The 26,276-nt window shown below is 73.3% G+C and carries 25 protein-coding genes, 2 pseudogenes and 1 riboswitch; of the genes and pseudogenes, 14 read left to right on the top strand and 13 right to left on the bottom strand.

All coding sequences use genetic code 11. The annotated features are described in order from the left end of the window. Positions 1-82 precede the first annotated feature (82 nt). A complete protein-coding gene (locus tag ACZ6S6_RS00125) occupies positions 83-1,894 on the top strand; it encodes a glycoside hydrolase family 15 protein (protein ID WP_469702568.1) in 1,812 nt (603 codons plus the stop codon). A 4-nt stretch (positions 1,895-1,898) separates the two neighbouring features. Beyond that, on the top strand, positions 1,899-2,654 hold the full coding sequence (locus ACZ6S6_RS00130; RefSeq protein ID WP_362961658.1) for an SDR family oxidoreductase: 756 nt from the start codon (positions 1,899-1,901) through the stop codon (positions 2,652-2,654). A gap of 72 nt (positions 2,655-2,726) precedes the next feature. Here ACZ6S6_RS00130 and amaP read toward each other — a convergent pair whose 3' ends face one another. Genes amaP through ACZ6S6_RS00155 form a run of 5 tightly spaced genes read right to left on the bottom strand, consistent with a single transcriptional unit; the run spans position 2,727 to position 5,074 of the window. Next, positions 2,727-3,314, bottom strand: coding sequence for an alkaline shock response membrane anchor protein AmaP (amaP, locus tag ACZ6S6_RS00135; RefSeq protein WP_362961660.1), 588 nt, complete (start codon positions 3,312-3,314; stop codon positions 2,727-2,729). Then, entirely contained in the window at positions 3,311-4,000 is a 690-nt protein-coding gene (locus ACZ6S6_RS00140; protein WP_469702570.1) for a DUF6286 domain-containing protein, read from the bottom strand. Before ACZ6S6_RS00140 ends, amaP begins: the two co-directional genes overlap by 4 nt. Then, complete coding sequence (locus ACZ6S6_RS00145; protein ID WP_362961664.1) at positions 3,997-4,350, bottom strand: Asp23/Gls24 family envelope stress response protein; 354 nt, start codon at positions 4,348-4,350, stop codon at positions 3,997-3,999. Before ACZ6S6_RS00145 ends, ACZ6S6_RS00140 begins: the two co-directional genes overlap by 4 nt. Positions 4,351-4,355: 5 nt before the next feature. Then, positions 4,356-4,547, bottom strand: coding sequence for a hypothetical protein (locus tag ACZ6S6_RS00150; RefSeq protein ID WP_136330255.1), 192 nt, complete (start codon positions 4,545-4,547; stop codon positions 4,356-4,358). A 32-nt stretch (positions 4,548-4,579) separates the two neighbouring features. Beyond that, complete coding sequence (locus ACZ6S6_RS00155; RefSeq protein ID WP_362961666.1) at positions 4,580-5,074, bottom strand: Asp23/Gls24 family envelope stress response protein; 495 nt, start codon at positions 5,072-5,074, stop codon at positions 4,580-4,582. A 94-nt stretch (positions 5,075-5,168) separates the two neighbouring features. On the opposite strand from ACZ6S6_RS00155, the gene ACZ6S6_RS00160 reads away from it, so the two are divergent. Beyond that, entirely contained in the window at positions 5,169-5,903 is a 735-nt protein-coding gene (locus ACZ6S6_RS00160; RefSeq protein ID WP_469702575.1) for a hypothetical protein, read from the top strand. An 87-nt stretch (positions 5,904-5,990) separates the two neighbouring features. On the opposite strand, the gene ACZ6S6_RS00165 is transcribed toward ACZ6S6_RS00160, so the two are convergent. The 3 genes from ACZ6S6_RS00165 to ACZ6S6_RS00175 form a co-directional block, all read right to left on the bottom strand. After that, entirely contained in the window at positions 5,991-6,782 is a 792-nt protein-coding gene (locus tag ACZ6S6_RS00165) for an enoyl-CoA hydratase/isomerase family protein (RefSeq protein ID WP_362961670.1), read from the bottom strand. 151 nt (positions 6,783-6,933) lie between these two features. Beyond that, positions 6,934-7,155 (bottom strand): helix-turn-helix domain-containing protein, encoded by a 222-nt coding sequence (locus ACZ6S6_RS00170; protein WP_018518904.1) that lies wholly within the window; start codon positions 7,153-7,155, stop codon positions 6,934-6,936. A 341-nt stretch (positions 7,156-7,496) separates the two neighbouring features. After that, a complete protein-coding gene (locus tag ACZ6S6_RS00175; RefSeq protein ID WP_362961672.1) occupies positions 7,497-9,095 on the bottom strand; it encodes an ABC-F family ATP-binding cassette domain-containing protein in 1,599 nt (532 codons plus the stop codon). A gap of 271 nt (positions 9,096-9,366) precedes the next feature. On the opposite strand from ACZ6S6_RS00175, the gene ACZ6S6_RS00180 reads away from it, so the two are divergent. After that, a complete protein-coding gene (locus tag ACZ6S6_RS00180) occupies positions 9,367-9,780 on the top strand; it encodes a VOC family protein (RefSeq protein ID WP_362961674.1) in 414 nt (137 codons plus the stop codon). Between the two features lie 105 nt (positions 9,781-9,885). On the opposite strand, the gene ACZ6S6_RS00185 is transcribed toward ACZ6S6_RS00180, so the two are convergent. The 3 genes from ACZ6S6_RS00185 to ACZ6S6_RS00195 form a co-directional block, all read right to left on the bottom strand. Next, positions 9,886-11,196: a hypothetical protein gene (locus tag ACZ6S6_RS00185; RefSeq protein WP_362961797.1), complete on the bottom strand. Its 1,311-nt coding sequence runs from the start codon at positions 11,194-11,196 to the stop codon at positions 9,886-9,888. Positions 11,197-11,381: 185 nt separating this feature from the next. Further along, entirely contained in the window at positions 11,382-12,509 is a 1,128-nt protein-coding gene (locus ACZ6S6_RS00190) for an alpha/beta hydrolase (RefSeq protein ID WP_469702578.1), read from the bottom strand. Between the two features lie 110 nt (positions 12,510-12,619). Next, positions 12,620-13,309, bottom strand: coding sequence for a class II aldolase/adducin family protein (locus ACZ6S6_RS00195; RefSeq protein ID WP_362961678.1), 690 nt, complete (start codon positions 13,307-13,309; stop codon positions 12,620-12,622). Between the two features lie 235 nt (positions 13,310-13,544). Here ACZ6S6_RS00195 and ACZ6S6_RS00200 point away from each other — a divergent pair, with 235 nt between their 5' ends. The 7 genes from ACZ6S6_RS00200 (at position 13,545) to ACZ6S6_RS00230 (ending at position 22,188) form a co-directional block, all read left to right on the top strand. After that, a complete protein-coding gene (locus tag ACZ6S6_RS00200; RefSeq protein ID WP_469702580.1) occupies positions 13,545-14,825 on the top strand; it encodes an inorganic phosphate transporter in 1,281 nt (426 codons plus the stop codon). 12 nt (positions 14,826-14,837) lie between these two features. After that, positions 14,838-15,071, top strand: a complete 234-nt coding sequence (locus tag ACZ6S6_RS00205) for a hypothetical protein (RefSeq protein ID WP_362961682.1) — start codon at positions 14,838-14,840, stop codon at positions 15,069-15,071. Between the two features lie 171 nt (positions 15,072-15,242). Then, positions 15,243-15,374: riboswitch (cobalamin riboswitch) on the top strand. Between the two features lie 144 nt (positions 15,375-15,518). Then, positions 15,519-16,532: a cobalamin biosynthesis protein gene (locus ACZ6S6_RS00210; protein WP_469702583.1), complete on the top strand. Its 1,014-nt coding sequence runs from the start codon at positions 15,519-15,521 to the stop codon at positions 16,530-16,532. Continuing rightward, on the top strand, positions 16,529-18,151 hold the full coding sequence (locus tag ACZ6S6_RS00215) for a cobyric acid synthase (RefSeq protein WP_469702585.1): 1,623 nt from the start codon (positions 16,529-16,531) through the stop codon (positions 18,149-18,151). Before ACZ6S6_RS00210 ends, ACZ6S6_RS00215 begins: the two co-directional genes overlap by 4 nt. A gap of 52 nt (positions 18,152-18,203) precedes the next feature. After that, positions 18,204-20,228 carry a putative cobaltochelatase gene (locus tag ACZ6S6_RS00220; protein WP_469702587.1) on the top strand — a complete coding sequence of 675 codons (2,025 nt, stop codon included), beginning with the start codon at positions 18,204-18,206 and terminating at the stop codon, positions 20,226-20,228. Next, complete coding sequence (gene cobO / locus ACZ6S6_RS00225; RefSeq protein ID WP_362961689.1) at positions 20,228-20,827, top strand: cob(I)yrinic acid a,c-diamide adenosyltransferase; 600 nt, start codon at positions 20,228-20,230, stop codon at positions 20,825-20,827. The genes ACZ6S6_RS00220 and cobO overlap by 1 nt, the downstream gene beginning before the upstream one ends. After that, a complete protein-coding gene (locus tag ACZ6S6_RS00230; RefSeq protein WP_469702590.1) occupies positions 20,821-22,188 on the top strand; it encodes a cobyrinate a,c-diamide synthase in 1,368 nt (455 codons plus the stop codon). The genes cobO and ACZ6S6_RS00230 overlap by 7 nt, the downstream gene beginning before the upstream one ends. A gap of 38 nt (positions 22,189-22,226) precedes the next feature. Here ACZ6S6_RS00230 and ACZ6S6_RS00235 read toward each other — a convergent pair whose 3' ends face one another. Beyond that, positions 22,227-22,949 (bottom strand): ZIP family metal transporter, encoded by a 723-nt coding sequence (locus tag ACZ6S6_RS00235; protein ID WP_469702592.1) that lies wholly within the window; start codon positions 22,947-22,949, stop codon positions 22,227-22,229. Positions 22,950-23,121: 172 nt separating this feature from the next. Here ACZ6S6_RS00235 and ACZ6S6_RS00240 point away from each other — a divergent pair. The 3 genes and pseudogenes from ACZ6S6_RS00240 to cobC form a co-directional block, all read left to right on the top strand. Beyond that, a pseudogene (locus ACZ6S6_RS00240) lies at positions 23,122-23,499 on the top strand (cobalamin biosynthesis protein); the annotation flags it as partial. Then, positions 23,496-23,764, top strand: a pseudogene (locus tag ACZ6S6_RS00245) (sirohydrochlorin chelatase); the annotation flags it as partial. The pseudogenes ACZ6S6_RS00240 and ACZ6S6_RS00245, both read left to right, overlap by 4 nt. Next, complete coding sequence (gene cobC / locus ACZ6S6_RS00250; protein WP_362961695.1) at positions 23,748-24,842, top strand: Rv2231c family pyridoxal phosphate-dependent protein CobC; 1,095 nt, start codon at positions 23,748-23,750, stop codon at positions 24,840-24,842. The pseudogene ACZ6S6_RS00245 and the gene cobC, both read left to right, overlap by 17 nt. 132 nt (positions 24,843-24,974) lie before the next feature. Here the strand turns inward: cobC and ACZ6S6_RS00255 are convergent, their stop codons facing one another. Next, positions 24,975-26,006, bottom strand: coding sequence for an SCO1860 family LAETG-anchored protein (locus ACZ6S6_RS00255; RefSeq protein WP_469702595.1), 1,032 nt, complete (start codon positions 26,004-26,006; stop codon positions 24,975-24,977). Positions 26,007-26,276: the final 270 nt, after the last annotated feature.

A 26,276-nucleotide genomic window follows, 5' to 3' on the forward strand; every position in this document is an offset into this window, starting at 1 on the left:
CGCCCTCGCCCGCCGGGGTGACTCGCGACTCACGTCGTACAACGGCTGCTTAGCGAGGGCCATGTTCGGGAACACGCCAGGCGTGACCCCACTCATCGAGGACTACGCCCTCATCGGCGATCTCCAGACAGCCGCCCTGGTCGGAAAGAACGGTTCCGTCGACTGGCTCTGCCTGCCCCGCTTCGACTCGGGCGCCTGTTTCGCCGCCCTGCTCGGTGACGAGGACAACGGCCACTGGCGTATCGCGCCGAAGGGTGCGGACACCTGTACCCGGCGCGCCTACGCGGATGACTCCCTCGTCCTGGAGACGTTCTGGGAGACCCGCACCGGCACGGTCAAGGTCATCGACTTCATGCCGCAGCGCGACCAGGAACCCGATGTGATGCGGATCATCGAGGGTGTCAGCGGCACCGTCGACATGACCTCCGTGCTCCGGCTGCGCTTCGACTTCGGCTCGGTCGTGCCCTGGGTGCGCCGTTCGCAGGGCCACCGGGTGGCGGTCGCCGGGCCGGACTCCGTCTGGCTGCGCAGCGAACCGCCGGTCAAGACCTGGGGCCAGCAGTTCTCCACCTGCTCCTCGTTCAGCGTCTCCGCGGGCGACCAGGTGGCGTTCGTCCTGACCTGGCACCCCTCGCACTCGCCCCGGCCCGATCTCGTCGACCCGTACGAGGCGCTGAAGAACACCCTGTCCGACTGGGCCGAGTGGTCCGCCCGCTGCAAGTACCAGGGGCCCTACCGGGAGGCCGTGATCCGTTCACTGATCACCCTGAAGGCGCTCACCTTCGGCCCGACCGGCGGCATCGTGGCGGCCCCCACCACCTCGCTGCCCGAGGAGATCGGCGGCGTACGGAACTGGGACTACCGCTTCTGCTGGCTGCGGGACTCCACGCTCACCCTCGGCGCGCTGATCTCGGCCGGCTATCTGGAGGAGGCCGGCGCCTGGCGGGACTGGCTGCTGCGCGCCGTCGCCGGGGACCCGGCCGATCTGCAGATCATGTACGGACTGGCGGGCGAGCGCAGACTGCCCGAGTCGGAACTGACGTGGCTGCGCGGGTACGAGAACTCCACCCCGGTCCGGATCGGCAACGCCGCGGTCCGTCAGCGTCAGCTCGACGTGTACGGGGAGGTCATCGACTCGCTGCGGCTGGCCCGTGACGCGGGTCTGGGCGACAAACCGCACGCCTGGAACCTCCAGCTCAGCCTGCTCGGCTTCCTGGAGTCCACCTGGCGCGAGCCGGACGAGGGGCTGTGGGAGATCCGCGGTCAGCGCCGCCACTTCGTGCACTCCAAGGTGATGGCCTGGGTGGCGGCCGACCGGGCCGTGCGCAGTCTGGAGGAGGACCCGTCGCTGACCGGCGACGCCGACCGCTGGCGGGCGATGCGGGACGCCGTGCACCGGGAGGTGTGCGAGAAGGGGTACGACCCGGTGCGCAACACCTTCACCCAGTCCTACGGGTCACGGGACCTGGACGCCGCGACGCTCCTGATCGCCAGGACCGGGTTCCTGCCGCCGGACGACCCGAGGCTCGTCGGGACGGTGGACGCGGTCCGCGACGAGCTGGGCAGCGACGGGCTGGTGCGCCGCTACAGCACCGACGGCACCTCGATCGACGGGCTGCCCGGCGGTGAGGGCGCGTTCCTGGCCTGCTCGTTCTGGCTCGCGGACGCGCTGCGGATGACCGGGCGCACCGAGGAGGCCACCGAACTGTTCGAGCGGCTGCTGGCGCTCCGCAACGACGTGGGGCTGCTCGCCGAGGAGTACGACACCGCCGCCATGCGCCAGCTCGGCAACTTCCCCCAGGCGTTCAGCCACATCGGGCTGGTGGGGACGGCCGTCGCGCTGGCCGAGGCACAGGCCCGCGAGGACACGGCGCCCGGCGAGGCGGCAGGATAGGGCCATGGATCTTGGACTGAAGGACCGCGTGTACATCGTCACCGGCGCGACCCGGGGGCTGGGCAACGCCGCGGCGAAGGCGCTGGTGGACGACGGCGCGAAGGTGATCATCACCGGCCGGGACGAGAAGACCGTCCGGGCCGCCGCCGAGGAGCTGGGCCCGGACGCGGTCGGGCTCGCCGCCGACAACGCCGACCCGTCGGTGGCGCAGCGGCTGGTGGACGCCGCGCAGGAGGGGTTCGGCCGGCTCGACGGCATCCTCATCAGCGTCGGCGGTCCGGCGCCCGGTTCCGCCGCGGACAACACCGACGAGCAGTGGCGGTCGGCCTTCGAGTCGGTCTTCCTGGGCGCGGTGCGGCTGGCCCGTGCGGCCGCCGCGGCGCTCGGCGAGGGCGGGGTCATCGGCTTCGTGCTCTCCGGCTCCGTCCACGAGCCGATCGCCGGACTGACCATCTCCAACGGTCTGCGCCCCGGCCTGGCCGGGTTCGCCAAGTCACTGGCCGACGAGCTCGGTCCGCGGGGCATCCGGGTGGTGGGCGTGCTGCCGGCCCGGATCGACACCGACCGGGTACGTGAACTGGACGCGCTCTCGGGCGACGCGGAGGCCTCGCGCACGGCCAACGAGGCGCGCATCCCGCTGCGCCGCTACGGCACCCCGCAGGAGTTCGGCCGGACGGCGGCCTTCCTGCTCTCGCCCGCCGCCTCGTATCTGACCGGCATCATGGTCCCGGTCGACGGCGGCTCCCGGCACGGCTTCTGAACCGTCGTTCTGAACCGTCGGGCGGGGGCCGGACGACGCCGGGCGGGCCGCCCGGCGTGTCCGCACCGTCCGTCAGCTCACCCGCTCCGCGCGGTGCTTGACCGCCTTCAGCCGGACCTCGGCGGGCAGCCGCGCCAGGCCGGCGGAGTCCCTGGCGTGGGCCAGCGCCTCATCGGTCAGCCGGCCCAGCGCCTCCTCCGGCGCCGCGTGCGGCTCCATCAGCAGCCGGATCCTGGCCTGTGGTGTGCTGCGCTTCCCGGTCAGTACGACCTGGGCGCGGGACACCCCGTCCAGCGCTCCCGCCTCCGCGGCGAGCACGCCCTCCAGGGCCCGGCCGCGCAGCAGCGCACCCTCGCCGTCGCCGCTGTCCACCAGCACTTCGGAGAGGCGGGCGCGGCGCAGCTGGGCCAGCAGCCACCACAGGGCGAGCACGACGAGGACGGCGAGGACCGCGATGACCGTCGGCCACCACCAGCCGTCCGAGCGCCAGCGGTCCCGGCCGGACTCGCTGAGCAGTACGTCGTTCTTGCCGGACCAGGGCCACCAGGACGGTACGGAGAGCCCGGTCGCGGCGGCCAGCACCCCGCCGCCCACGCAGACCAGCACCAGCCCGGCGAGCCCCAGCAGTACCCGGTTGACGGTCCTGAGCACGCCGCTCACCCCTTCCTCGCCGGACGGCGGACATGGACGGACAGGCTCGGCGGCCTGGACAGTCCGAGTTCTCCGATGCCCCTGGAGAGCACGGTGTCCAGATCGGCCCGTACGTCGTCGAGTTCACGGAAGTGCGAGACGGCCCGCACCCCCACCTTCTTCCGGCCCATCCGGACCCGGACCGACTGCACGCCGGACACCTCGACGGCCCGGTCGCGAAGGACCATCGCGGCCGCGGTCCGGTCGAGCGCGGCCCGCACGCCGGGGTGGTTGCGGCGCATCGGCAGCAGGTCACGGAGTCCGGGCGTGAGCGCGAGGAAGATCAGCCACAGGCCGATCGCCGTCGCGACCGCCGCACCGGTGAGCACCCAGACGTCGTTCAGCGGCCGCCGGGCCAGCTCGTCGGCCAGCGAGCGGCGCCACTGCATCGCCGGATGGCCGGCCCGGACCGCCGCCACGTCGTACAGGAGGAGACCGGCGCCGCCGAGGACCACCAGGGCTAGGATGCCGGCCGGAATGCGGCGGGCGGACCAGAAGCGGCCCGCGCCGCCGTCGCCCCGCTCCTTGTCGGGCAGCGGGTCGTAGGCGGCGGACGACGCCGACTGGTCGAGTCCCAGCGCGTCCCCGTGCTCCACCGGCTGGACCGTGGGCAGCCGCTGCGTACTGCCGTGTTCCGGGTTCTGGGGCTCGGTCATCGGATCCTCCCCTGCGCCGCGAGGCTCGTTCCTGAGGGGTGCAGGCGCTCGACCTGTACGGCCACTTCGGGCACTTCCATCCCCGCCAACGCCTTTACCCGCATCGCGACCCGGTGACGCACCGCACCGCACTGGCGGCCGATGTCGCTGGGATACCCGAGCTCCAGACTCACCCGTACCCGGGCGGTGTCACGGTGCACCGTGACCGTGGCGCGTGGCGACGCGCCGTCCTTCGCCGGCTCGTCGACGGCCTCCTTCGCCGCCTGCGCGGCGATCTTCGCGACGACCCGGTCGGCGATCCGGGTCTCCCCGCGCTCCCCGGCGGCGACCCGGCCGCTCGCCCCCGACACGGCCGTCACCGCCGTCGGTCGCCGCGATCGCGACTCCGGAAGAAGTCGCCGGGCTCCAGATCACCGTCGAGGAAGCGACCGGCGATGAAGCCGATCGCCCCCAACGCGGCCACCAGCAGAAAGGCACCGAACCCGCCGAAATATCCGGCGAATCCGAGCGCCATGCCTGCCACCATGCCGACCACAGCCATGCTCATCGTGCGCTCCTCAACTACCTCGGACGGGAGTACTACTGGAGACGTGGCTCGGGCTGATCGTCGTCGTCCTCCTCGTCGGGCAGCTTCACATCGCTCACCGCGATATTGACCTCGACGACTTCGAGACCCGTCATCCGCTCGACGGCGGCGACCACGTTCTCCCGTACGTCACGGGCGACATCGGCGATCGACTCGCCGTAGTCCACGACGATCTCCAGGTCGAGGGCGGTCTGCGACTCGCCGACCTCGGCCTTCACGCCCCGGGTTACGGACTTGCCGCCGCCGGGCACCTTGTCGCGCACCGCGCCGAAGGTGCGGGACAGGCCGCTGCCCATCGCGTGCACGCCGACCACGTCGCGTGCCGCCATTCCGGCGATCTTCTCGACCACGCCGTCGGCGATCGTCGTACGGCCGCGGGTCGCGGGGTCTCCGCCGCCGCGCTTGGTCAGTGGCGATGTCCTGCTGTCGCCACCCGCCGCGTCCTTGTCGGGGTTCTCGGGCCGGTTGCGCTGTGGGGTGTCGGTCATCGCCGTTCTTCCCTTCGGGGCAGGATTTGACTTCCTTGCCCCACATTAAGTGCGCTTGCCCCGTCTCGCGCCGTGGATACGGCAGGCTGGGGCAATGACGACGGCTGACAGCCCGAACAGGGCCGACGGATGGACGGCTGCGGTCCGGCAGCGACTCGGCCTGGGCAGGCTGCTCCCTTTGGGGGGTCCTGCGGACGGGGCCTGGATCTCGGAACGGGCCGCGGTCGCGGTGCTGCGCCGGGCGGTACGCGGCCCGGGGGCGGGGCCCGTGCTCGGTGAGCTGAGGATCGCGGTGGCCGATCCGGGGACGGCCCCCGGTCCGCAGGTGCCGCCGCCCCCGAGTGCGCTGCCGCCCGGCCCGCTGAGGATCGAGGCGACCATGGCGGCGACGGCCGACCAGCCGCTGCCCGTCGCCGCGGCGGCGCTGCGCTCGGCACTGCTTGCGGCGGCCTCGCGGCGGCTCGGCCTGGTGGTCGCCGAGGTGGACCTCCAGGTGACGGAGCTGCTGGACACCGAGCCGGAGCCGGACGAGCCGGAGCCGGACGGGGTGCGTGCGGCGGAGCCGCAGGACGCGGCGGGCCGGGCGGCCGCCGGGGTGGCCGGTGTCGCCACGCTGACCCGGGTGCTGGGCGCGGCGGTGCACACGGGCGCGGACCACGTACGGGTCGAGCTGGCGACGGACGAGGGCCACCGCGCGCTCGACGTGGCACGCGCGGTGCGGGCCGCGGTGACGGAGGCGGTGGACGGGCATCCGCCGGTCGCGGTGCTGGTCACGGCGGTGACGGGGCAACCGGCGCCGCCCGGTGCGCCGGAAGCCCCGGAAGGCTGAACCGGGCGCCTCGGACGGCGGCAGGGGGCGGCGGGCCGGGCGCGGCTCGGAACCGGGGGCGGTGTGTACCCCCGGCCGGGTGACGTGTCAGTCGGACAGGCCCGCGAGGTCGCGCAGCCGGCGGCCCTGCGCGGCCCGTTCGGCGGTGCGCTGCTCCTCGTACGGCCGGGTGACGGCCCCGCTCAGCAGGGCCTTCGTCTCGACGAGGGCGTCGCGCGGGGCGGCCAGCAGGGCGCCGGCCAGGTCACGGGCGGCTCCGTCGAGCTCATCGGCGGGCACCACGAGGTTGGCCAGGCCGGTGCGCTCGGCCTCAGCGGCGTGCACGAAGCGGCCGGTGGCGCAGATTTCGAGCGCGCGTGCGTACCCCACCAGGTGCACCAGGGGGTGAGTGCCGGTGAGGTCGGGCACCAGGCCGAGGCTGGTCTCGCGCATGGCGAACTGCACGTCCTCGGCGACGATCCGCAGATCGCAGGCGAGGGCGAGCTGGAAGCCCGCGCCGATCGCATGTCCCTGGACGGCCGCGATCGACACGATGTCGTTGCGCCGCCACCAGGTGAACGCCTCCTGGTACTCCGCGATGACCGCGTCGAGCTCGGCTTCGGGGCCACGCCCCATGTCGAGGAACGACGGCTCACCGTCGAAACCCTCCGGGGTGAACGCCTGCCGGTCGAGACCGGCGGAGAAGGACACACCTTCGCCGCGCAGCACGACGACCCGCACACTGCCGGGCAGGGCCCGTCCGGCCTCTGTCAACGCCCGCCACAGAGCGGGGGACTGAGCGTTGCGCTTGGCCGGGTTGGTGAGGGTCACCGTGGCAATCGCGTCATCGACGGTGAGTCGTACGCCGTCCTTGTCGAGCACGGAGTCGAGCGAGGTCATGGGGCGCCTCCGGTTCGGGTGCAGTCAGCACATGGAGCTAAGTGACTGAACAGTAACCACCCGATCGACCGCACGATCGACCGGGTGGCCACCGCCGAAACCGGTGAGCCCCGGAGCAGGTCGCAGACCTGCTCCGATCCGTCGACGGCTGTCAGGCCGTCGCGGCCTTCTTGCCTCGTGTCGCGCCGCCGCGTCCTCGCAGCGTCACTCCGGACTCGCTGAGCATCCGGTGGACGAATCCGTAGGAGCGGCCGGTTTCCTCGGCCAACGCCCGGATGCTCGCACCGGAGTCGTACTTCTTCTTCAGGTCTGCCGCGAGCTTGTCGCGCGCGGCGCCGGTTACCCGGCTGCCCTTCTTCAGAGTCTCGGCCACCCGTGCCTCCTCGTGGGAAGTGCGCTCTGGACTCTCATGATCACCCCTCCGGAGCTTCCTGGCCACCCATTCGGCAAGGTCCGTGCAACCGGATTCACGCCCCGGGAGTGCGCCGGACTGATCGGAATCTCGCATTCCGTGGGGCCGCGGAGGGTCCGTGGGGCATACCCCGGGGGGAACGTCCAGGTCAGGGCCGCACAGCGATCGCGCCCGGAAATGGGTGCGCCCGGCAGGTATCTGCCGGGCGCCGCGCCGAGGTACGAGACGTACTCACGCAGATGATGGATCACGGGTAGGCCGAATGATCCAGTGGGAGTGGATCAGTGGGCGGCCGGGCCGGGTCAGGCCAGCGAGACCAGGTCCCGGTAGTCCGCACCCCACAGGTCCTCGACGCCGTCCGGCAGCAGGATGATGCGCTCGGGCTGGAGCGCCTCGACCGCGCCCTCGTCGTGCGTGACGAGGACGACGGCGCCCTTGTACGTGCGCAGCGCGCCGAGGATCTCCTCGCGGCTGGCCGGGTCGAGGTTGTTGGTGGGCTCGTCGAGCAGGAGCACGTTGGCGGAGGAGACCACCAGCGTCGCCAGGGCGAGCCGGGTCTTCTCACCGCCGGAGAGCACTCCGGCGGGCTTGTCCACGTCGTCGCCGGAGAAGAGGAACGAGCCGAGCGTCTTGCGGACCGCGACGAGGTCGAGGTCGGGCGCCGCGGAGCGCATGTTCTCCAGGACGGTGCGGTTCGGGTCGAGGGTCTCGTGCTCCTGGGCGTAGTAGCCGAGCTTGAGTCCGTGGCCCTCGATGATGTCGCCGGTGTCGGGCTTCTCCGCGCCGCCCAGGAGCCGGAGCAGCGTGGTCTTGCCGGCGCCGTTGAGGCCGAGGATGACGACCCGGGAGCCCTTGTCGATGGCGAGGTCGACGTCGGTGAAGATCTCCAGCGACCCGTAGGACTTGGAGAGGCCCTCCGCCATCAGCGGGGTCTTGCCGCACGGCGAGGGGTCCGGGAAGCGCAGCTTGGCGACCTTGTCGGAGATCCGTACGGCCTCCAGGCCGGAGAGCAGCCGGTCGGCGCGCTTGGCCATGTTCTGGGCGGCGACGGTCTTGGTGGCCTTGGCGCGCATCTTGTCGGCCTGGGCGTTGAGCGTCGCGGCCTTCTTCTCGGCGTTCTGACGCTCGCGCTTGCGGCGCCTCTCGTCGGCCTCGCGCTGCTGCTTGTAGAGCTTCCAGCCCATGTTGTAGACGTCGATCTGCGAGCGGTTGGCGTCGAGGTAGAAGACCTTGTTGACGACGGTCTCGACCAGCTCTTCATCGTGGGAGATCACGACGAAGCCGCCGCGGTAGCTCCTGAGGTAGTCGCGCAGCCAGACGATGGAGTCGGCGTCGAGGTGGTTGGTGGGCTCGTCGAGGAGCAGGGTGTCGGCGTCCGAGAAGAGGATCCGGGCCAGCTCGACACGGCGGCGCTGACCGCCGGAGAGCGTGTGGAGCGGCTGGCCGAGCACCCGGTCGGGCAGGCTGAGGGCCGCGGCGATGGTGGCGGCCTCGGCCTCGGCGGCGTATCCGCCCTTGGTGAGGAACTCCGTCTCCAGGCGCTCGTACTTCTTCATCGCCTTCTCGCGGGTGGCGCCCTTGCCGTTCGCCATCCGCTCCTCGTTCTCGCGCATCTTGCGGAGGATCTCGTCGAGGCCGCGGGCGGAGAGGATGCGGTCGCGGGCGAGGACGTCGAGGTCGCCGGTGCGCGGGTCCTGCGGGAGGTAGCCGACCTCGCCGGAGCGGGTGATGGTGCCGGCGGCGGGGGTGCCCTCGCCCGCGAGGCACTTGGTGAGGGTGGTCTTGCCCGCTCCGTTGCGGCCGACGAGGCCGATGCGATCGCCCTTGGCGATGCGGAAGGAGGCGGATTCGATGAGCATACGGGCGCCGGCGCGCAGCTCGATGCCGGAGGCGGTGATCACGGGTAAAACTCCAGGGCGGAATGGACGGCGGAAGAACGGCTAGCGGTTCACGACTCGAACGCCGCTACTCACGCATACGCACAAGGAGAGTTGCCATGAGGACCAGTCTACTGGCGGTGTCCAATCACTTTGCCGCCTGCTCCCGCCGCGGTCGCCGAGGGCTCGCCGCAGTCGTGGACGCACGACTGTCAGTGCCCGGTGGAAGACTGAGACACAGGTCACACACGAATCAGGCGCGGGGGCCTGAGCGAGGCGAGAAGGGGTGAGCGCGATGGCCGGTTCGACGGCAGGCGTTCCGTCGGTCTTTCCGACGATTGTCTACGACGACGCGAAGGCGGCGATCAGGACGCTGACGGAGGGGCTCGGCTTCACCGAGGAAGCGGTGTACGAGGGCGAGGACGGCACCGTGCTCCATGCGGAGCTGTCCTGCGGGAACGGCAGGGTGATGCTGGGCTCCAGCGGCCGCGAGGGGATCTTCGCCAAGGCGATGCGGGGGTCGGGGCCGGCCGGCGTCTATGTGGTGGTCGACGACATCGACGCACACCACGCGCGGGCGGTGGAGCACGGGGTGGAGATCCTGATGCCGCCCACCGACCAGGACTACGGCTCGCGGGACTACATGGCGCGGGACGCCGAGGGCAATGTGTGGAGCTTCGGGACGTACGCGCCGGGGGCGGCGGGCTGAGGGCGGCGGGCTGAGGGCGGCGGGCTGAGGGCGGCGGGCTGAGGGCGGCGGGCTGAGGGCGGTCCGGCCGGCCGCGGGTCTTCCCCGGCCGGACGGACCGCCCGGTCAGGCTCCGCCGGTGTGCACCTGGAACGCCGCCTTGCGGACGGCTTTGGCGAGCGCGGGGTCGGGGTGTGCGGCGGCCAGCGCCACCAGGACCTGGACGGTGCGCGGATGGCCGACGGCCCGTACCTCGTCGAGCAGGGCGGGGACGCTGCCCTGCACGGCCGAGTCGAGGTGGCGGACAAGGAGTCCGGTCTCGCCGTGGTCGGCCACGGCCGCCGCGGTGTCGACCCAGAGCCAGGTGGCCTCCTCGCGGCTGAGGACCTCCTGGGCGTCCTCGGGGTCGGCCCCGTCGTACTCGGCGAGCCAGAGCAGCGCGTAGGGGCGCAGCGACGGGTCGGCGACGACGGAGCGCACCTCGGGCTCGGCGGGTGCGCCGACGACGCGGAGCGCCTCGAAGGCGAGCCCGCGCAGCAGCGCGTCCTCGCCCCGGGCCACCCCGAGGAGTTCGGCGACGGCGCTGCCGACGGGCCGGGCGGCCAGCCAGGCGCGGTATTCGGCACGGGCCGGTCCGGGGGTGAGCCGGGCGCAGCCGAGCAGCATGTCGGCGGCGGACTGCTCGATGTTGCCCGCCGGGCTCTGGGCGGCGACGCAGATCTGTTCCAGCTTGACCCAGACCGCCCAGTTGCCGAGCGGGGTGAGGGTGGCGTGCCCGGAGCCGAGGGTGAGCGCCCCGACGGCGGCCAGCCCCTCCAGGGCCCAGTCCAGCAGGAGGGCGACCAGCGCCTCCGGGTGGGCGGCGGGGGTCTCCTCGGCGGGTACGGGCAGCGGCTGCGGCCCGTACGGCACCTCGCAGCGCTCCTCGTGGAGTTCGGCGACGCGCTGGCCGAGGAGGTCCAGGAGTGCGGGCACGGTGACCGGGCCCGCGGAGAGCTGGAGGAGGGAGAGCACCTGGGGCACGGCCTCGACGGCCTCGGCGACGGCGGTGGACTCGATGTCCTGCGGCGCGGGGTGGACGAGTGACCAGGCGTCGAAGAGCGCCACCCAGCCGCGGAGCACGGCGGAGTCGTCGCGGTCCCAGGCGCGCAGCCGCCAGCCGGGCCGTGCGGTGTCGCCGTGCAGCTCGACGAGGCCGGCGAGCCGGGCCCGGTCCCAGCCGGAGCGCACCTGGGCCGGGGACAACTCCAGCTCGGAGGAGGCCCGTTCGAGGGCCGTGGCGGCCAGGGGTGGTGTGCCGGGGCGGGAGCCGCCGGCCGCCCAGCGGGCGATCCGCACGGCGTCGGCGAGGGCCGTCCTGGCCTGGCGGGCCAGTTCCGCCCGGGGCGGGGTGCCCTCGGGCGGGCGGGGCGCCGGCCTGGTGCGCCTGGTGATCACGGCCTTGCGAGCGGTGGCGAGGGGTCGCGGGCGGACAAGTCGCAGCCTGGAGTCGCGCGGGGTACGGGACGTCACGGGGAGCAGTCTTGCCTCTGACAGCCCGAAAGCCCAAACGGAACCCGGATCGCCGGTGTCCCGGGGCGTCCGCACCGTCCGGGACCAACCGGCCGAAGCGGCACATCAGCTCACATCAGGGGCGTGAGGAAGCGTCGCAGCGTCTCTTCGTAGTGGACCGGGTCGGCGTTCCACATCGCCGCATGCGGAGCCTGCGGCACCGGGTGCAGGGCGACAAGGTCGGGGCGGCGGGCGGCGAGCGCCCGGGAGGGCCGCCAGGGCGCCAGGGTGTCGTCGGGCCCGTGGAAGATCAGCGTGGGGACGTGCAGGGTCCGGGGCAGTGAGGTGTCCAGGAGCCGGGCGCCGCGCAGTCCGGTCTGCCCCTGGGCTGCGCGGACGGCGAGGGGCAGCAGGGCGGACGGGACCCCGCGGGCGGCGGCCAGGGCGCGCAGGGTGGTGGCCCAGTCCATGACCGGGGAGTCGAGGACGAGGCCGCAGATGCGGTCCCGGAGCGCGGAGTTGACGCAGGCGTGCAGGGCCATGGAGGCGCCGGTGGACCAGCCGTGCAGCACGACCCGCTCGGCGCCGTAGCGCACGGCGAAGCGGATGGCGGCGTCCAGGTCGCGCCATTCGGACTCGCCGAGGTGGCTGAGGCCGTCCGGGGAGCGCGGGGCCCCGGCGTCGCCGCGGTAGGCGAGATCGAGCACCGGAAGCTGCTGGCCGTTCAGGAAGCCGAGCAGGTTCAGGGGATGTTCCCGGGTGGTGCCGATGCCGTGCGCGGTGATGACCCAGGTGTCGCGGGGAGCGGGCACGAACCAGGCGGGAAGGACGCCGAGTTCCCCGGTGATCTCGACCTCGCGGTGGTCCAGTCCGAGGGCCGTGGTGGGGTCGCCGCTGTGCAGCTCGGGTGTCATGCGGACCTTGGCCCCGGGGCGCAGGGTGCCGCGGTTGACGCGCTCCAGCCGGCGCACGACGGTGTCGGGGGCCTGGTGGGCCTGGTCGATCACCGGGCCCACGACGGCGTGGACGTCGTCACCGACCAGCCCGTAGGTGCCGGGCCGCAGCGCGGCGAAGGACCGGGTCAGGGTGACCTGCCCCGCCGCCGTCGCGTGCACGGTGAGTCTGCGGTCGGCGGGGAAGGGTCGTCCGGACGGCGCCCGGAGGGCGACGTCGCCGGCGTACCGGCCGGCCGCGACCGCTGCCGCACCGGCGCCGAGGATGGAGGTGACGACTGCTGCCGTCGCTGTTGCCGGGCGCACGGCTTCAGTCTCCAGGGCGCTCCCGGAGTCGGCCACCGGGCGTGGGCCGTCCGGTGCCGCGCGCCCGCCCCGGCGGCATCGGACCCGCCGCCCGAAGGGGTACGGAAGGATCACGGACGGCCCGGCCCCGGCTGCCCGTACCCCTTCAGCGCCTCCCGGACGTCGCCCAGCTGGTCCGGGGTGAGCAGGGCCGGGGAACGGCCGGGGACTGCGCTCGCGGCGAGCCAGAGGCGGCAGAGCCATTCGAGCTGGGCGGTGCGGTCGTACGCCTCGTCGAGGGTGGATCCGTAAGTGAGGGTTCCGTGGTTGCCGAGCAGACAGCCGGTGCGGCCTCGCAGGGCCGCCAGCATGTTCGCGGCCAGCTCGTCGGTCCCGTACCTGGCGTAGGCGGCGACCCGGACGGGGCCGCCCAGCATCGCGGCCGCGTAATGGATCGGCGGGACCTCGGCGACCAGCGTGGAGACGGCTGTGGCGTGCACCGCGTGGGTGTGCACCACGGCGGCCGCCGCCGTGTTCCGGTAGACCGCGAGATGGAGCGGGAGTTCGCTGGTCGGGGCCAGCTCGCCGAGGACCCGGTTGCCCTCCAGATCGACGCCGACCGCGTCCTGGGGGCGGAGCCGCTCGTAGGGCACGCCGCTCGGGGTGACCAGGACGGTGTCGCCCACCCGCGCCGACACATTGCCCGAGGTCCCCACGACCAGGCCGTCGGCCGCCGTTCTGCGGGCGGTGGCGACGACCGCGCCCCAGGCCTGTTCGATGTCTCCGGCCTGTTCGACCGGGCCCCGCCGCTGATCGCTCATACGAAGATCCTTTCCACTGATGAGCGGTCCATGTTTCCGCTTGCTCCGGAAGATCGTCCGGAGCCGGAACCGGGGCCCACACCGCCCCGTACCCGTCCCGCGCTGTCGGAGCACGGCCAAGTGGAGCGGCGACCCTCCGATTGGAGTCACCGCAACGCCCTGTTCAGTTCATCTTCCGTTCACCCAGGTTGCCTACGGTCCACGTGCCACTGCCGTCGAACGATTGCCTGGGTAAATGGAACACATCACGCTGCTGCTCGCGATTGTGATCGTGACAGCTCTAGTGTTCGATTTCACGAACGGTTTCCACGACACCGCCAACGCGATGGCCACGACCATCTCGACCGGCGCACTCAAACCCAAGACAGCGGTGGCGATGTCCGCCGTTCTCAACCTCGTCGGCGCGTTCCTGTCGGTGGAGGTCGCCAAGACGATCTCCGGCGGGATCATCAATGAGAACGGCCTCAGAACCGAGGTCATCTTCGCGGCGCTCGTCGGCGCCATCCTGTGGAATCTGCTGACCTGGCTGGTCGGGCTCCCGTCCAGCTCCTCCCACGCCCTCTTCGGCGGTCTGATCGGCGCCGCGGTGATGTCCGCGGGCTGGTCGTCGGTCGACGGCGGCACGGTCGTCACCAAGGTGCTGCTCCCCGCGGTCGCCGCCCCGATCGTCGCCGGTCTGGCCGCGCTGCTGGCCACCAAGCTGACGTACCGGATCGGCGGGAAGATCCGTAACGGCGCCCAGGAGAAGGCGACCGCCAAGGGCTACCGCGCCGGGCAGATCGCCTCCGCCGGGCTGGTCTCCCTCGCCCACGGCACCAACGACGCGCAGAAGACCATGGGCATCATCACGCTCGCCCTGGTCACCGGCGGGGTGCTCTCCCCCGGTTCGAACCCGCCGGTCTGGGTCATCGTCAGTGCCGGTCTGGCCATCGCGCTCGGCACCTACCTGGGCGGCTGGCGCATCATCCGCACCATGGGCAGCGGCCTCACCGAGCTCAAGCCGCCGCAGGGCTTCGCCGCCCAGACCAGTGCGGCGACGGTCATCCTGGCCTCCTCGCACCTCGGCTTCTCCCTCTCCACCACCCAGTCCTGCTCCGGCGCCGTGATGGGCGCGGGCCTGGGCCGCCGGGGCGGTGTGGTCCGCTGGTCCACCGCCACCCGGATGTTCGTCGCCTGGGGTCTGACCCTGCCGGCCGCCGGTCTGGTCGGCGCGGGGGCCGAATTCCTCACCAAGCAGGGCACCTGGGGCGTCGTGGTCGTCGCCGTGCTGCTGGTCGCGGGCTCCGGAGCGATCTGGGTCCTGTCGCGCCGCAAGCCGGTCGGCAAGGACGACGTCGCACCCGGCGGCCGGGACGGCGCTCCTGTCGGGGACGCCGAACCCGCGGGCGTCGTCACCACCGCCATCGCGGCCGTCAGCCCGCCGCCCACCGCGGTCCAGGCGCAGCAGGACCTCAAGACCACCATCCCGGCCCCGGCCGGACCCGTAGCCGACCCGGCGCGACCCGCCACGGTGTAAGGACACATCCCCATGAACATCGACTGGGCAGCCCTCGGCACCGTCTTCGGTGTCTCTCTCGTCGCCACCGTCGCCCTGGTGGGCCTCTTCACCCTGGGCATCGTCGGCCTCTCCAGGCAGCCGGAACCGGCCGCGCGGGGCGGGCAGGCCGGCGGGTCCCTGATGCTGGCCCGCGCGGGCGCGTACGTCTGCTTCGGGCTGTGCGCGGCGGCGGTGGCCTACGGGATCTACATGATCGTCGCCTGACGGCCGCCGGGCCCCCCGGGGCCCTTCCCGCTCCCGCTCATCGGGCCGGACGCACCTCGGGTGCGTCCGGCCCGATGTGGGTCTCAGCACACTGCGCCGTCGCAGGTCAACGGCAGGTTGACTGACGTTCGCGGAGCGTGGTGGACTGCCGGAGCCATTACGGCGACAGCAGAGGAAGCCGGTGCGAATCCGGCGCGGTCCCGCCACTGTCACCGGGGAGCAGTCCCCCACCACCGGAAGTCACGGTCCACGCACGTGGACTGGAAGACCGGGGGAACTGCGGATCCGGGAGCCAGGAGACTCTCGTCGCCGGTCACGTCGAACCAGGGCGCGGACCCTGAGTGAGGACATATCGCCATGCCCGGCCGCCGTGCGCCCGTATCCGTGCCGCCCCTTCCACCAGCTGCCCGCACGAAGGTCCTTCGAGGCGCGACGGCCGGCTGAACCGTGCGTGCCGATCGCATCTTCGCGTACGGCGCCACGGCCGGTCTGATCGGCGATCTGCTGCTCGGTGATCCCCGCAGGGGACATCCGGTCGCCGCCTTCGGGCGGGCCGCGGCAGGCGTCGAACGCCGTCTGTGGCGCGACCACCGCGGGTGGGGCGCGCTGCACACCCTGGTCTGCGCCGGAGGCGCCGCGGGGGGTGCCGCGCTGGCCGCCCGCGCGCTGCGCCGCCGTCCCGCCGCGTCCGTGGCCCTGACCGCCGCCGCCACCTGGTCCGTCGTCGGCGGCACCTCGCTGGGGCGCGAGGCCCGGTCCATCGGCGGCGCCCTGGCCGCCGGGGACCTCGGCCTGGCCCGTGAACGGCTGCCCCACCTGTGCGGCCGCGACCCGCAGTCCCTGGACGGACCGCAGATCGCCCGCGCCGTGGTGGAGTCCGTCGCCGAGAACACCTCGGACGCCGTGGTCGGCGCCCTGGTGTGGGGTGCGCTGGGCGGGGTCCCCGGACTCGTCGGCTTCCGGGCCGCCAACACCCTCGACGCCATGGTCGGCCACAAGTCGCCCCGCCACCTGCGCTACGGCTGGGCCTCGGCCCGCCTCGACGACCTCGCGGGCTGGCCGGGCGCCCGGCTGACGGCGCTGCTCGCCGTGGCCGCCGGCGGACGGCCCCGAGGGGCGATACGGGCCTGGCGGGCGGATGCCGCCAAGCACCCGAGCCCCAACGCGGGCCCCGTGGAGGCCTCCTTCGCGGGCGCCCTCGGCGTACGCCTCGGCGGCACCCTCGCCTACGGCGGCCGGGTCGAGCACCGCCCCGTACTCAACGGGGAGACGGGCCGGGCGGTGGAGACCGAGGACATCGAACGCGCCGTACGGCTGTCGCGCCGGATCGGTGCGCTGGCCCTGGGCGTGAGCGTGGCGGCCCGCCTGGGCGTCGGCGCGGCCGCACGACGGATCACCTCGACGCACGGCACGGGGCCGCACGCCCCGGATACGCGCACCTCAGGACGGAGACCGACATGAGCGGCGGGCTGCTGGTCGCCGGGACCACCTCGGACGCGGGCAAGAGCGTCGTCACGGCGGGCATCTGCCGCTGGCTGGTGCGCCGGGGCGTGAAGGTCGCGCCGTTCAAGGCGCAGAACATGTCCCTGAACTCCTTCGTCACCCGCGAGGGCGCCGAGATCGGCCGCGCCCAGGCCATGCAGGCCCAGGCGGCCAGGGTGGAGCCGACCGCGCTGATGAACCCGGTGCTGCTCAAGCCCGGCAGCGACCGCTCCAGCCAGGTCGTCCTGATGGGGCGCGCGGTCGGCGAGATGAGCGCCCGCGGCTACCACGGCGGCAGGCAGGAAGCGTTGCTGTCCACCGTCGTGGACTGCCTGGAGCAGCTTCGGGGCACGTATGACGCGGTGATCTGCGAGGGGGCGGGCAGTCCGGCCGAGATCAACCTGCGGCGCACGGACATCGTGAACATGGGCATCGCCAGGGCGGCCCGCTTCCCGGTGGTGGTCGTCGGGGACATCGACCGGGGCGGGGTCTTCGCGTCGTTCTTCGGTACGACGGCACTGCTCGCCGCCGAGGACCAGGCGCTGATCGCCGGCTACCTGGTCAACAAGTTCCGCGGTGACGTGTCGCTGCTGGAGCCCGGCCTCGACATGCTGCGCGATCTCACCGGACGGCCTACGTACGGGGTGCTGCCGTTCGCCCACGGCCTCGGCATCGACGAGGAGGACGGGCTGCGGGTCTCGCTGCGCGGCACCGTACGGGAGTCGGCCGTCGCCCCGCCGCACGGCGAGGACGTCCTGCGTGTCGCGGTGTGCGCGGTGCCCCTGATGTCGAACTTCACCGATGTCGACGCGCTGGCCGCCGAACCGGGTGTCGTCGTGCGGTTCGTGGACCGCGCCGAGGAACTGTCCGACGCCGACCTCGTCATCGTGCCCGGCACCCGCGGCACCGTGCGGGCGCTGGCCTGGCTGCGCGAGCGCGGGCTCGCCGACGCGCTGCTGCGGCGCGCCGCCGAGGGCCGCCCGGTCCTCGGCATCTGCGGCGGCTACCAGATCCTCGGGGAACACATCGAGGACGAGGTGGAGTCGCGCGCCGGGCAGGTCGACGCGCTCGGGCTGCTGCCCGTACGCGTCCGGTTCGCCCGCGAGAAGACCCTCGCCCGGCCGGCCGGCGAGGCGCTCGGCGCCCCCGTCGAGGGGTACGAGATCCACCACGGCGTCGCGGACGTGCGGGGCGGCGAGCCGTTCCTCACCGACGGGCAGGGGCAGCGCCTCGACGGCTGCCGGTCCGGCGCCGTGTGGGGCACCCACTGGCACGGCTCCCTGGAGAGCGACGAGTTCCGCCGCCGCTTCCTGACCGAGGTCGCGCGCGCCGCCGGCCGCCGCTTCGTGCCCGCCCCCGGCACCTGCTTCGCCCAGCTGCGCGAGGAACAGCTCGACCGCCTCGGCGACCTCATCGAGGAACACGCGGACACCGACGCGCTGTGGCGGCTCATCGAGTCGGGCCCGCCGGCAGGACTCCCCTTCATCGCCCCCGGAGCACCCGGAGCACCCGCAGACCCCGGAGCACCCGCAGACCCCGCAGCGCCCGCAGACCCCGCAGCACCTGGAGCACTTGGAGCACTTGGAGCACCCGCGTGACCGCCCGCCGGCCGCCGAAACCGCTGGAAACCGCCGCCACCAAGGAGGCCTTGTGAGTACGCCGTACCCCTTCACCGCCATCGTCGGGCAGGACGATCTCCGCCTCGGCCTGCTGCTCAACGCCATCTCGCCGGCCGTCGGCGGGGTGCTGGTGCGTGGCGAGAAGGGCACCGCCAAGTCGACCGCGGTGCGCGCGCTGGCCGCGCTCATGCCGGAGGTGTCCGTCGTCCCCGGGTGCCGGTTCTCCTGCGCCCCCGCGGCGCCCGATCCGGCGTGTCCCGACGGCCCCCACGAGTCCGCCTCCGGCGTGTCGCGGGCGGCGCGGACGGTCGAACTGCCCGTCGGCGCCTCCGAGGACCGGCTCGTGGGGGCGCTCGACATCGAACGGGCGCTCGCGGAGGGCGTGAAGGCCTTCGAGCCGGGGCTCCTCGCGGACGCCCATCGCGGAATCCTGTACGTGGACGAGGTCAACCTCCTCCACGACCATCTGGTGGACCTGCTGCTGGACGCGGCCGCCATGGGCGCCTCGTACGTGGAGCGCGAGGGCGTCTCCGTACGCCATGCCGCGCGCTTCCTGCTCGTCGGGACGATGAACCCCGAAGAGGGCGAGCTGCGGCCGCAGTTGCTCGACCGGTTCGGGCTGACCGTCGAGGTGGCCGCGTCCCGTGAGACCGATCTGCGGGTCGAGGTGGTGCGCCGGCGCCTCGCGTACGACGACGATCCGGCCGCCTTCGCGGCCCGGTGGGCGGACGAGGAGGGCGCGTTGCGGGCCCGGATCGCCGGCGCGCGGGCGCTGCTGCCCGAAGTACGGCTCGGTGACGGGGCGTTGCGGCAGATCGCGGCCACCTGCGCGGCCTTCGAGGTCGACGGGATGCGCGCCGACATCGTGATGGCCCGGACCGCCACGGCGCTGGCCGCGTGGGCGGGGCGCACCGATGTGCTGGCCGAGGACGTGCGGCAGGCCGCCCTGCTCGCGCTCCCCCACCGGCGCCGGCGCAATCCGTTCGACGCGCCGGGGCTCGACGAGGACAAGCTCGACGACACGCTGGAGCAGAACAGCGGCGAGGACGACGATCCGGACCCGGACGGCCCCGGTGGCGGCGGCCCCCCGCCGCAGGGCGACGGGCCCGACACGCCGCCGCGGCCCGAGGGCGGCGCCGACGACACGCCCACGCAGTCCGTGCCCGAGCAGGGCGGGGAGCAGGAACCGGGGCAGCCCCGGCCGGGCGGGGGCGGCGAGCAGCAGCCCGTGCGGGCCGCCGAGCCGTTCCGGACGAAGATGCTGAGCGTGCCGGGCCTGGGCGAGGGTGCGGCGGGGCGGCGCTCCCGGGCGCGTACCGAGCACGGGCGTACCACCGGCGCGCGGCGTCCGCGGGGCGCGCTGACCAAGCTGCACCTGGCCGCCACCGTGCAGGCCGCCGCCCCGCACCAGCGGGCGCGGGGCCGGTCCGGGCCGGGTCTGGTGGTGCGGCGGGACGATCTGCGGCAGGCGACGCGGGAGGGGCGCGAGGGGAATCTCGTGCTGTTCGTCGTGGACGCGTCGGGGTCGATGGCGGCCCGGCAGCGGATGGCCGCCGTGAAGGGTGCGGTCCTCTCCCTGCTGATGGACGCCTATCAGCGGCGCGACAAGGTCGGTCTGATCACCTTCCGGGGCAAGGAGGCGGCCGTGGTGCTGCCGCCCACCTCGTCGGTGGACGCGGCGGCCGCACGGCTGGAGACGCTGCCGACCGGTGGGCGTACCCCGCTGGCCGCCGGGCTGCTGAAGGCCCATGACGTGCTGCGGGTGGAGCGGCTGCGCGATCCGTCGCGGCGGCCGCTGCTGGTCGTGGTGACCGACGGGCGGGCGACCGGGGGGCCGGAGCCGGTGGCACTGGCCGGGCGGGCCGCCCGGCTGCACGAGGCCGAGGGCACGGCGTCCGTGGTCGTGGACTGCGAGCCGGGTCCGGTGCGGCTCGGTCTCGCGGTGAGTCTCGCGGGCGAGCTGGGCGGCACCGCCGTCACGCTCGACGAGCTGCGGGCGGACTCGATCGCCGGGCTGGTCAAGGATGTTCAGGACAACAGCAGGAGGGCTGCTTGATGCCGCAGGGACAGCCGGTCAGTGTGCCGGACGACGGACTCACCACCCGGCAGCGCCGCAACCGGCCGCTGCTGATGGTGCACACCGGTATCGGCAAGGGCAAGTCGACGGCGGCCTTCGGGCTGGCGCTGCGCGCCTGGAACCAGGGGTGGCCGGTCGGGGTCTTCCAGTTCGTGAAGTCGGCGAAGTGGAAGGTCGGCGAGGAGAACGCGCTGAAGGTACTCGGCGCGAGCGGCGAGGGCGGGCCCGTCGTCTGGCACAAGATGGGCGAGGGCTGGTCCTGGGTCCAGCGCGACCAGCAGCTGGACAACGAGGCCGCGGCCCGCGAGGGCTGGGAGCAGGTCAAGCGGGATCTCGCCGCCGAGACGCACCGGCTGTACGTGCTCGACGAGTTCGCCTACCCGATGCACTGGGGGTGGGTCGACACCGACGAGGTCGTCGAGGTGCTGCGCGACCGGCCCGGTTCGCAGCATGTGGTGATCACCGGGCGCAACGCGCCCGCCGCGCTGCTGGACGCGGCGGATCTGGTGACCGACATGTCAAAGGTCAAGCACCCGATGGACGCCGGACAGAAGGGCCAGAGGGGCATCGAGTGGTGACGGTTCCCCGCCTGGTCATCGCCGCGCCTTCGTCCGGCAGCGGCAAGACCACCGTCGCGACGGGTCTGCTGGCCGCCTTCGCCGGGCGGGGGCTCGCCGTGTCCGGGCACAAGGTCGGGCCCGACTACATCGATCCGGGCTACCACACCCTCGCCACGGGGCGGCCGGGGCGCAATCTCGACGCGTACATGTGCGGGCCGGAGCTGATCGCTCCGCTGTTCGCGCACGGTGCGCGGGGCTGTGATCTGGCGGTCGTCGAGGGCGTGATGGGGCTGTACGACGGGGCGTCGGGGCTCGGTGAGCTCGCGTCCACCGCGCATGTCGCGAAGCTGCTGCGGGCGCCGGTGGTGCTGGTCGTGGACGCGTCGTCGCAGTCGCGGTCGGTGGCGGCGCTGGTGCACGGTTTCGCCTCGTGGGACCCGCGGGTGCGGATCGGCGGGGTGATCCTGAACAAGGTCGGCTCCGATCGCCACGAGGAGCTGCTGCGCGAGGCCCTGGACGAGTCCGGGGTGCCGGTCATGGGGGTGTTGCGGCGGGCCGAGCAGGTGGCGGTGCCGTCGCGGCACCTGGGGCTGGTGCCGGTGGCCGAGCGGCGGGGCGACGCGGTGGCCGCGGTCGCGGCGATGCGGGAGCAGGTGCTGGCGGGGTGTGATCTGGACGCGCTGATGGCGCTGGCCCGGTCCGCGCCGTCCGTGGCCGGTGAGGTGTGGGACGCGGCGGGGGCCGTGGCCGCCTGCGGCGGGCCCGTTCCGGGAGCGGGAGGGGTACGGGTCGCCGTCGCGTCCGGGGCCGCCTTCACCTTCTCCTACGCCGAGCACAGTGAGCTGCTCACCGCCGCCGGGGCCGAGGTGGTGCCGTTCGATCCGTTGCGGGACGAGGCGTTGCCCGAGGGGACCCGTGGGCTGGTCGTCGGGGGCGGATTTCCTGAGGTGTACGGGCCCGATCTGTCCGCCAACGAGCCGTTGCGCGGGGCCGTCGCGGAGCTGGCGGCGTCCGGGGCGCCGGTGGCCGCCGAGTGCGCGGGGCTGCTGTACCTGGCGCGGTCGCTCGACGGGCTGCCGATGTGCGGGGTGCTGAACGCCGAGGGGCGGATGTCCCAGCGGCTGACGCTCGGTTACCGGGACGCCGTGGCGCTCTCCGACAACGTGCTCGCGGTGGCCGGGACGCGGATGCGCGGGCACGAGTTCCACCGCACCGTGCTGGAGCCGGGCGCCGGGGACGAGCCGGCCTGGGGCATGCACCGGCCGGAGCGGCGCGTGGAGGGGTTCGTGCAGCGCGGCGTGCACGCGAGCTATCTGCATACGCACTGGGCCTCGGCGCCCGGTACGGCCCGCCGGTTCGTCGAGAGGTGCGCGGGATGAACCACGGGCGCGGCACGGGGCGGGAAGCGGTGGGGCGGTCAGCCCGCGAGGCCCACGACCAGCCAGATGAAGCCCACTCCGGCGACCGTGCAGAGCAGGGTGGAGCGGGCCGGGTGGTCGTGGTGCGCCTCGGGCAGGATCTCGGCGGCGGCGAGGTAGAGCAGCGCTCCGCCGAAGAAACCGAGATAGCAGCCGAGGAGTTCCGCCGGAAGGGTGAACAGAAGCGTCGTCGCCGCGCCGACGACGGGCGCCGCCGCGTCCGCGTAGAGCATCGTGAGGGCCTTGCGGCGGGCGTTCCCGTACAGGCTGGTGATCGTGTACGTGTTGAAGCCGTCCGCGAAGTCGTGGGTGATGACGGCGAGGGCGACGGCCGCGCCCATGCCGCCGCCGACCTGGAAGGCCGCGCCGAGCGCCACGCCGTCCATCAGGCTGTGGCCGACCATCGCCGCCGCCGCCGTCAGCCCGACCTGGGGCACCCGTTCCTCGCCCGCGCCGTGTGCGGCCTGGCGTACCGCGAGCAGCCGCTCCACCAGGTGTGCGACCAGGAAGCCGCCGACGAACAGCAGCAGGGCCGCCGGTACGCCGAAGACGAGGCCGCCGGCGGCCTCGATCGCCTCCGGCAGCAGGTCCAGGCCGACCACGCCGAGCATCAGTCCGCCGGCGAAGCCGAGTACGAGGTGGCGGCGGTCGGTGACGCGCTGGGCGACCCAGCCACCGGCCAGGGTCATCAGGAACGCGCCGAGCGCGACGAACACCGCCATGGGCTCTTGCTAGCCGATTGACCCCGGTGCGCGCATCTCAGGGCGCCCGCCGTCAGGTCCCGTCGTTTTCCCGTCCCGAAAGGATCGTTCCATGACCGAAACAGTCGCCGCAGCCGTGCCGGCGGCGACGGACGCGGTGGCAGGCGCTGTGGCAGGCGCTGTGGGGGGCGCCTCGCTCGCGGTCGGGGTCGGCGCGTCCAGGGGCGCACCCGCGGACGAGGTGTTCGGGCTGATCCGGGACACCCTGGCGGGGGCGGGGCTCTCGCCGTCGAGCGTCGCGGAGTTGGTGACCGTCGACACCAAGGCCGAGGAGCCGGGGATCGTGGCCGCCGCCGCACGGCTCGGAGTGCCGCTGCGGACGTACCCGGCCGGGGAGCTGGCCCGCATCGAGGTGCCGCATCCGTCCGGCGCGCCGCTCGCCGCCGCCGGCACCCCCTCGGTGGCGGAGGCCGCGGCGCTCGCCGCCGGCGGCGAACTCCTGGTGCCGAAGCGGAAGTCGCGGCCCGAGGGGCGCGCGGCGATGGCCACCTGCGCGGTGGTCCGCCGGCCGCGCCCGATGTGCGGCAGGGCCTGGACCGTTGCGTGAAGCCGGGTGCGGGGCGCATAGTCGTTCTGACGTGCTTCCTCCGCACCGGCGGCGCTACCGAGAGGCCGCCAAGAGCGATTCGCGGATGAACTGCGACTCTTGCGTGTACCGATTCCACTGCCGGGCTTCGAAGACAAGGTGGGACCGCCGCAGCAGCCGCGCTTCCACCCTGACGCCGACGGCCATCACCACCACCCCCCACCATGGCGGTCATGCACACTCCCACTGAGAGCCCCGACGCAACCGGCGCGGGCGCCCACGATCTGCGGCATCACGGTGACGCGGAGGTACGGGGACGGGGCCGGGATCTGACCGATCTCGCCGTCAACGTACGGGCCGGTACCCCACCGGCCTGGCTGAAGGAGCGGATAGCCGCGTCGCTCGGCGCGCTCTGCGCCTATCCGGACGGGCGTCCGGCGCTCGCGGCGGTCGCCGCACGCCACGGGCTGCCGCCCGAGCGGGTCCTGCTGACGGCGGGGGCGGCGGAGGCGTTCGTGCTGATCGCACGTGCGCTGCCGGCCCGGCGGCCGGTCGTGGTCCACCCCCAGTTCACCGAGCCCGAGGCCGCCCTGCGCGCGGCCGGGCACGAGGTGGGACGGGTGCTGTTGCGGGCCGAGGACGGCTTCCGGCTGGATCCGGCCGCTGTTCCGGCGGACGCGGATCTGGTGGTGGTCGGCAATCCGACCAACCCGACGTCCGTGCTGCACCCCGCGGCCGTACTGGAGCGGCTGGCCCGCCCCGGACGGACTCTGGTGGTCGACGAGGCGTTCATGGACGCGGTGCCCGGTGAGCGCGAGGCGCTGTGCGGCCGCACCGACATCCCCGGGCTCGTCGTCCTGCGCAGCCTCACCAAGACCTGGGGGCTCGCCGGGCTGCGGATCGGCTATGTGACGGCCGCGCCGGAGACCGTGCGCATGCTGGCGCAGGCGCAGCCGCTGTGGCCGGTGTCGTCACCGGCGCTGACGGCCGCCGAGGCGTGCATGGAACCGAGGGCGCTGGCCGAGGCGGCAGCCGCGGCGGAACGCATCGCGGTGGACCGGTGCCATCTGGTGGCGGGGCTGCGCGAGTTCACCGAGATCCAGGTGGTGGAGCCGGCCGAGGGATCGTTTGTCCTGGTCCGGCTGGAGCGGGCTGCCGAGATACGGGAGCGGCTGCGGATGATGGGCTACGCGGCCCGGCGCGGCGATACGTTTCCGGGGCTCGGCACCGACTGGCTGCGGCTGGCCGTGCGCGACCGTACGACGACCAACCGCTTTCTGCAGGTGCTCGATCAGGCGCTCCAGGCGCTGACCGCCGTCAGCCGGTGACGGCACCGCCCGGTCCGGTGCCGCGTCGGGGGCGGGGAGCGGTGCTCCACTCGTGGAACACCGCTCCCCGCCCCCTGTTTTCCCTACGACCCCCCGGCCGCCCCCTCGGGCCCTGACGCGCTCCCCCGCGCGTCAGCCCCGCGCACGCCGCCGGGTCACGACCATCGCGCCGGCGCCGACGGCCAGCAGCAAGGCCGCACCGCCCGCGATGTACGGCGTGGTGGAGCTGGAGCCCGTCTCGGCGAGATCGGCGTCGGAGGCCGCGGGTGCGTTGCCGGTGCCGGTCTGCGTCTTCACGTCGCCGCCGGAATCACCGGCCGTGGAACCCCCGTTGCCGGAACCGCTGGTGCCGCTGGTGCCGCTGGTGCCGGTCGAACCGCCGTCGCCGGAGCCGCCGTCCGACGAACCTCCGTCCGACGAACCGCCGGTGGAGCCGCCCGGCTCGGGCGCCTTCGGCGTCTCGCAGGTGGCCTCCGCGAGCGTGACCTCGCCCTGCACATCGGCGACGTTCAGCTTGAGCGGGTTCACCGAGACCTTCAGCTGAAGTGCCGAGGCCGCCGCGGTGCGTGAGGTGGTGTGCGTCTTCGACAGGTCGAGCGTCACCTCACCGACGCCCGGCACCTTGACCTGGGTGGTGCCCCCGGCGGTGAGGGTGACGCGCTGGCCGAGGACCTTCACGTACCCCAGCACGTTCGACTCGGCGACCGGCTTGTGGCCCACCTCGCAGACCGCCTTGGACGTGATCTGCTCGACCTCGATCAGTGAGAGCAGCGGCAGACCGGGCAGGTGGAGCCGGGCCCTCGCGATGTTGGTGTAGCCCTCGGCACGGTGCTTGTCGACGGTCGCGTTCGCCGTGGCGACATCGGCGCGCAGCACGTGGACCGGCTGTCCGTCGTCCACACCGTCGAGCCGCACGCTGAGCGCGGTCTCCTTCGCGGTGGCCGGGGCGTGCACCTCGTTGAGCGTGGTCTTGAGCGGCACATCGATCGACTTGTTCAGGAGCGAGACGTCGAGTGCGGTACGGAGCACTACCGCGCTCGCCTTCCCGTCACCGGTGGTCGTGGCGGTGGTCGCGGTGGCGGCCTGCGCGGGGACGGCGACCAGCAGTGCGACGGGAGCGGCGGCGACCGCCAGGGCGGCGAGGCGGAAGGTGTTGCTGTTCAAGATGGTGGAACCCCCACAAGAGACTTTGGAGCCACCGGCGCCGTCCAATGGGGGACATCGCGGGCACCGGTGGCCTCGACTCCGTGAATCTTTACGCACAGAGGGTGAACTGGCGGACACCTGACGTGAGTTCACCCCAAAGGGGGGTTTTCGTGTCTGTATTCGAATATCTCGGCACGTGCGTTCCTCGGGTTCACCCGTTTCACCCGTTTCACTGAGCGTGGGCGGCTCGAAGGCGACCGCGCCGGCGCGCACGCGGACGTGTTCAAC

The sequence above is a fragment of the Streptomyces sp. NPDC048671 genome (genome assembly GCF_055587045.1).

What these genes read in the sequence shown, in the direction of transcription:
- ACZ6S6_RS00130 (WP_362961658.1), top strand. Translation starts at nt 1,899, where the DNA reads ATGGATCTTGGACTGAAGGACCGCGTGTACATCGTCACCGGCGCGACC.
- ACZ6S6_RS00140 (WP_469702570.1), bottom strand. Translation starts at nt 4,000, where the DNA reads ATGACCGAGCCCCAGAACCCGGAACACGGCAGTACGCAGCGGCTGCCC.
- ACZ6S6_RS00150 (WP_136330255.1), bottom strand. Translation starts at nt 4,547, where the DNA reads ATGAGCATGGCTGTGGTCGGCATGGTGGCAGGCATGGCGCTCGGATTC.
- ACZ6S6_RS00155 (WP_362961666.1), bottom strand. Translation starts at nt 5,074, where the DNA reads ATGACCGACACCCCACAGCGCAACCGGCCCGAGAACCCCGACAAGGAC.
- ACZ6S6_RS00160 (WP_469702575.1), top strand. Translation starts at nt 5,169, where the DNA reads ATGACGACGGCTGACAGCCCGAACAGGGCCGACGGATGGACGGCTGCG.
- ACZ6S6_RS00165 (WP_362961670.1), bottom strand. Translation starts at nt 6,782, where the DNA reads ATGACCTCGCTCGACTCCGTGCTCGACAAGGACGGCGTACGACTCACC.
- ACZ6S6_RS00180 (WP_362961674.1), top strand. Translation starts at nt 9,367, where the DNA reads ATGGCCGGTTCGACGGCAGGCGTTCCGTCGGTCTTTCCGACGATTGTC.
- ACZ6S6_RS00195 (WP_362961678.1), bottom strand. Translation starts at nt 13,309, where the DNA reads ATGAGCGATCAGCGGCGGGGCCCGGTCGAACAGGCCGGAGACATCGAA.
- ACZ6S6_RS00200 (WP_469702580.1), top strand. Translation starts at nt 13,545, where the DNA reads ATGGAACACATCACGCTGCTGCTCGCGATTGTGATCGTGACAGCTCTA.
- ACZ6S6_RS00205 (WP_362961682.1), top strand. Translation starts at nt 14,838, where the DNA reads ATGAACATCGACTGGGCAGCCCTCGGCACCGTCTTCGGTGTCTCTCTC.
- ACZ6S6_RS00215 (WP_469702585.1), top strand. Translation starts at nt 16,529, where the DNA reads ATGAGCGGCGGGCTGCTGGTCGCCGGGACCACCTCGGACGCGGGCAAG.
- cobO (WP_362961689.1), top strand. Translation starts at nt 20,228, where the DNA reads ATGCCGCAGGGACAGCCGGTCAGTGTGCCGGACGACGGACTCACCACC.
- ACZ6S6_RS00235 (WP_469702592.1), bottom strand. Translation starts at nt 22,949, where the DNA reads ATGGCGGTGTTCGTCGCGCTCGGCGCGTTCCTGATGACCCTGGCCGGT.
- cobC (WP_362961695.1), top strand. Translation starts at nt 23,748, where the DNA reads ATGCACACTCCCACTGAGAGCCCCGACGCAACCGGCGCGGGCGCCCAC.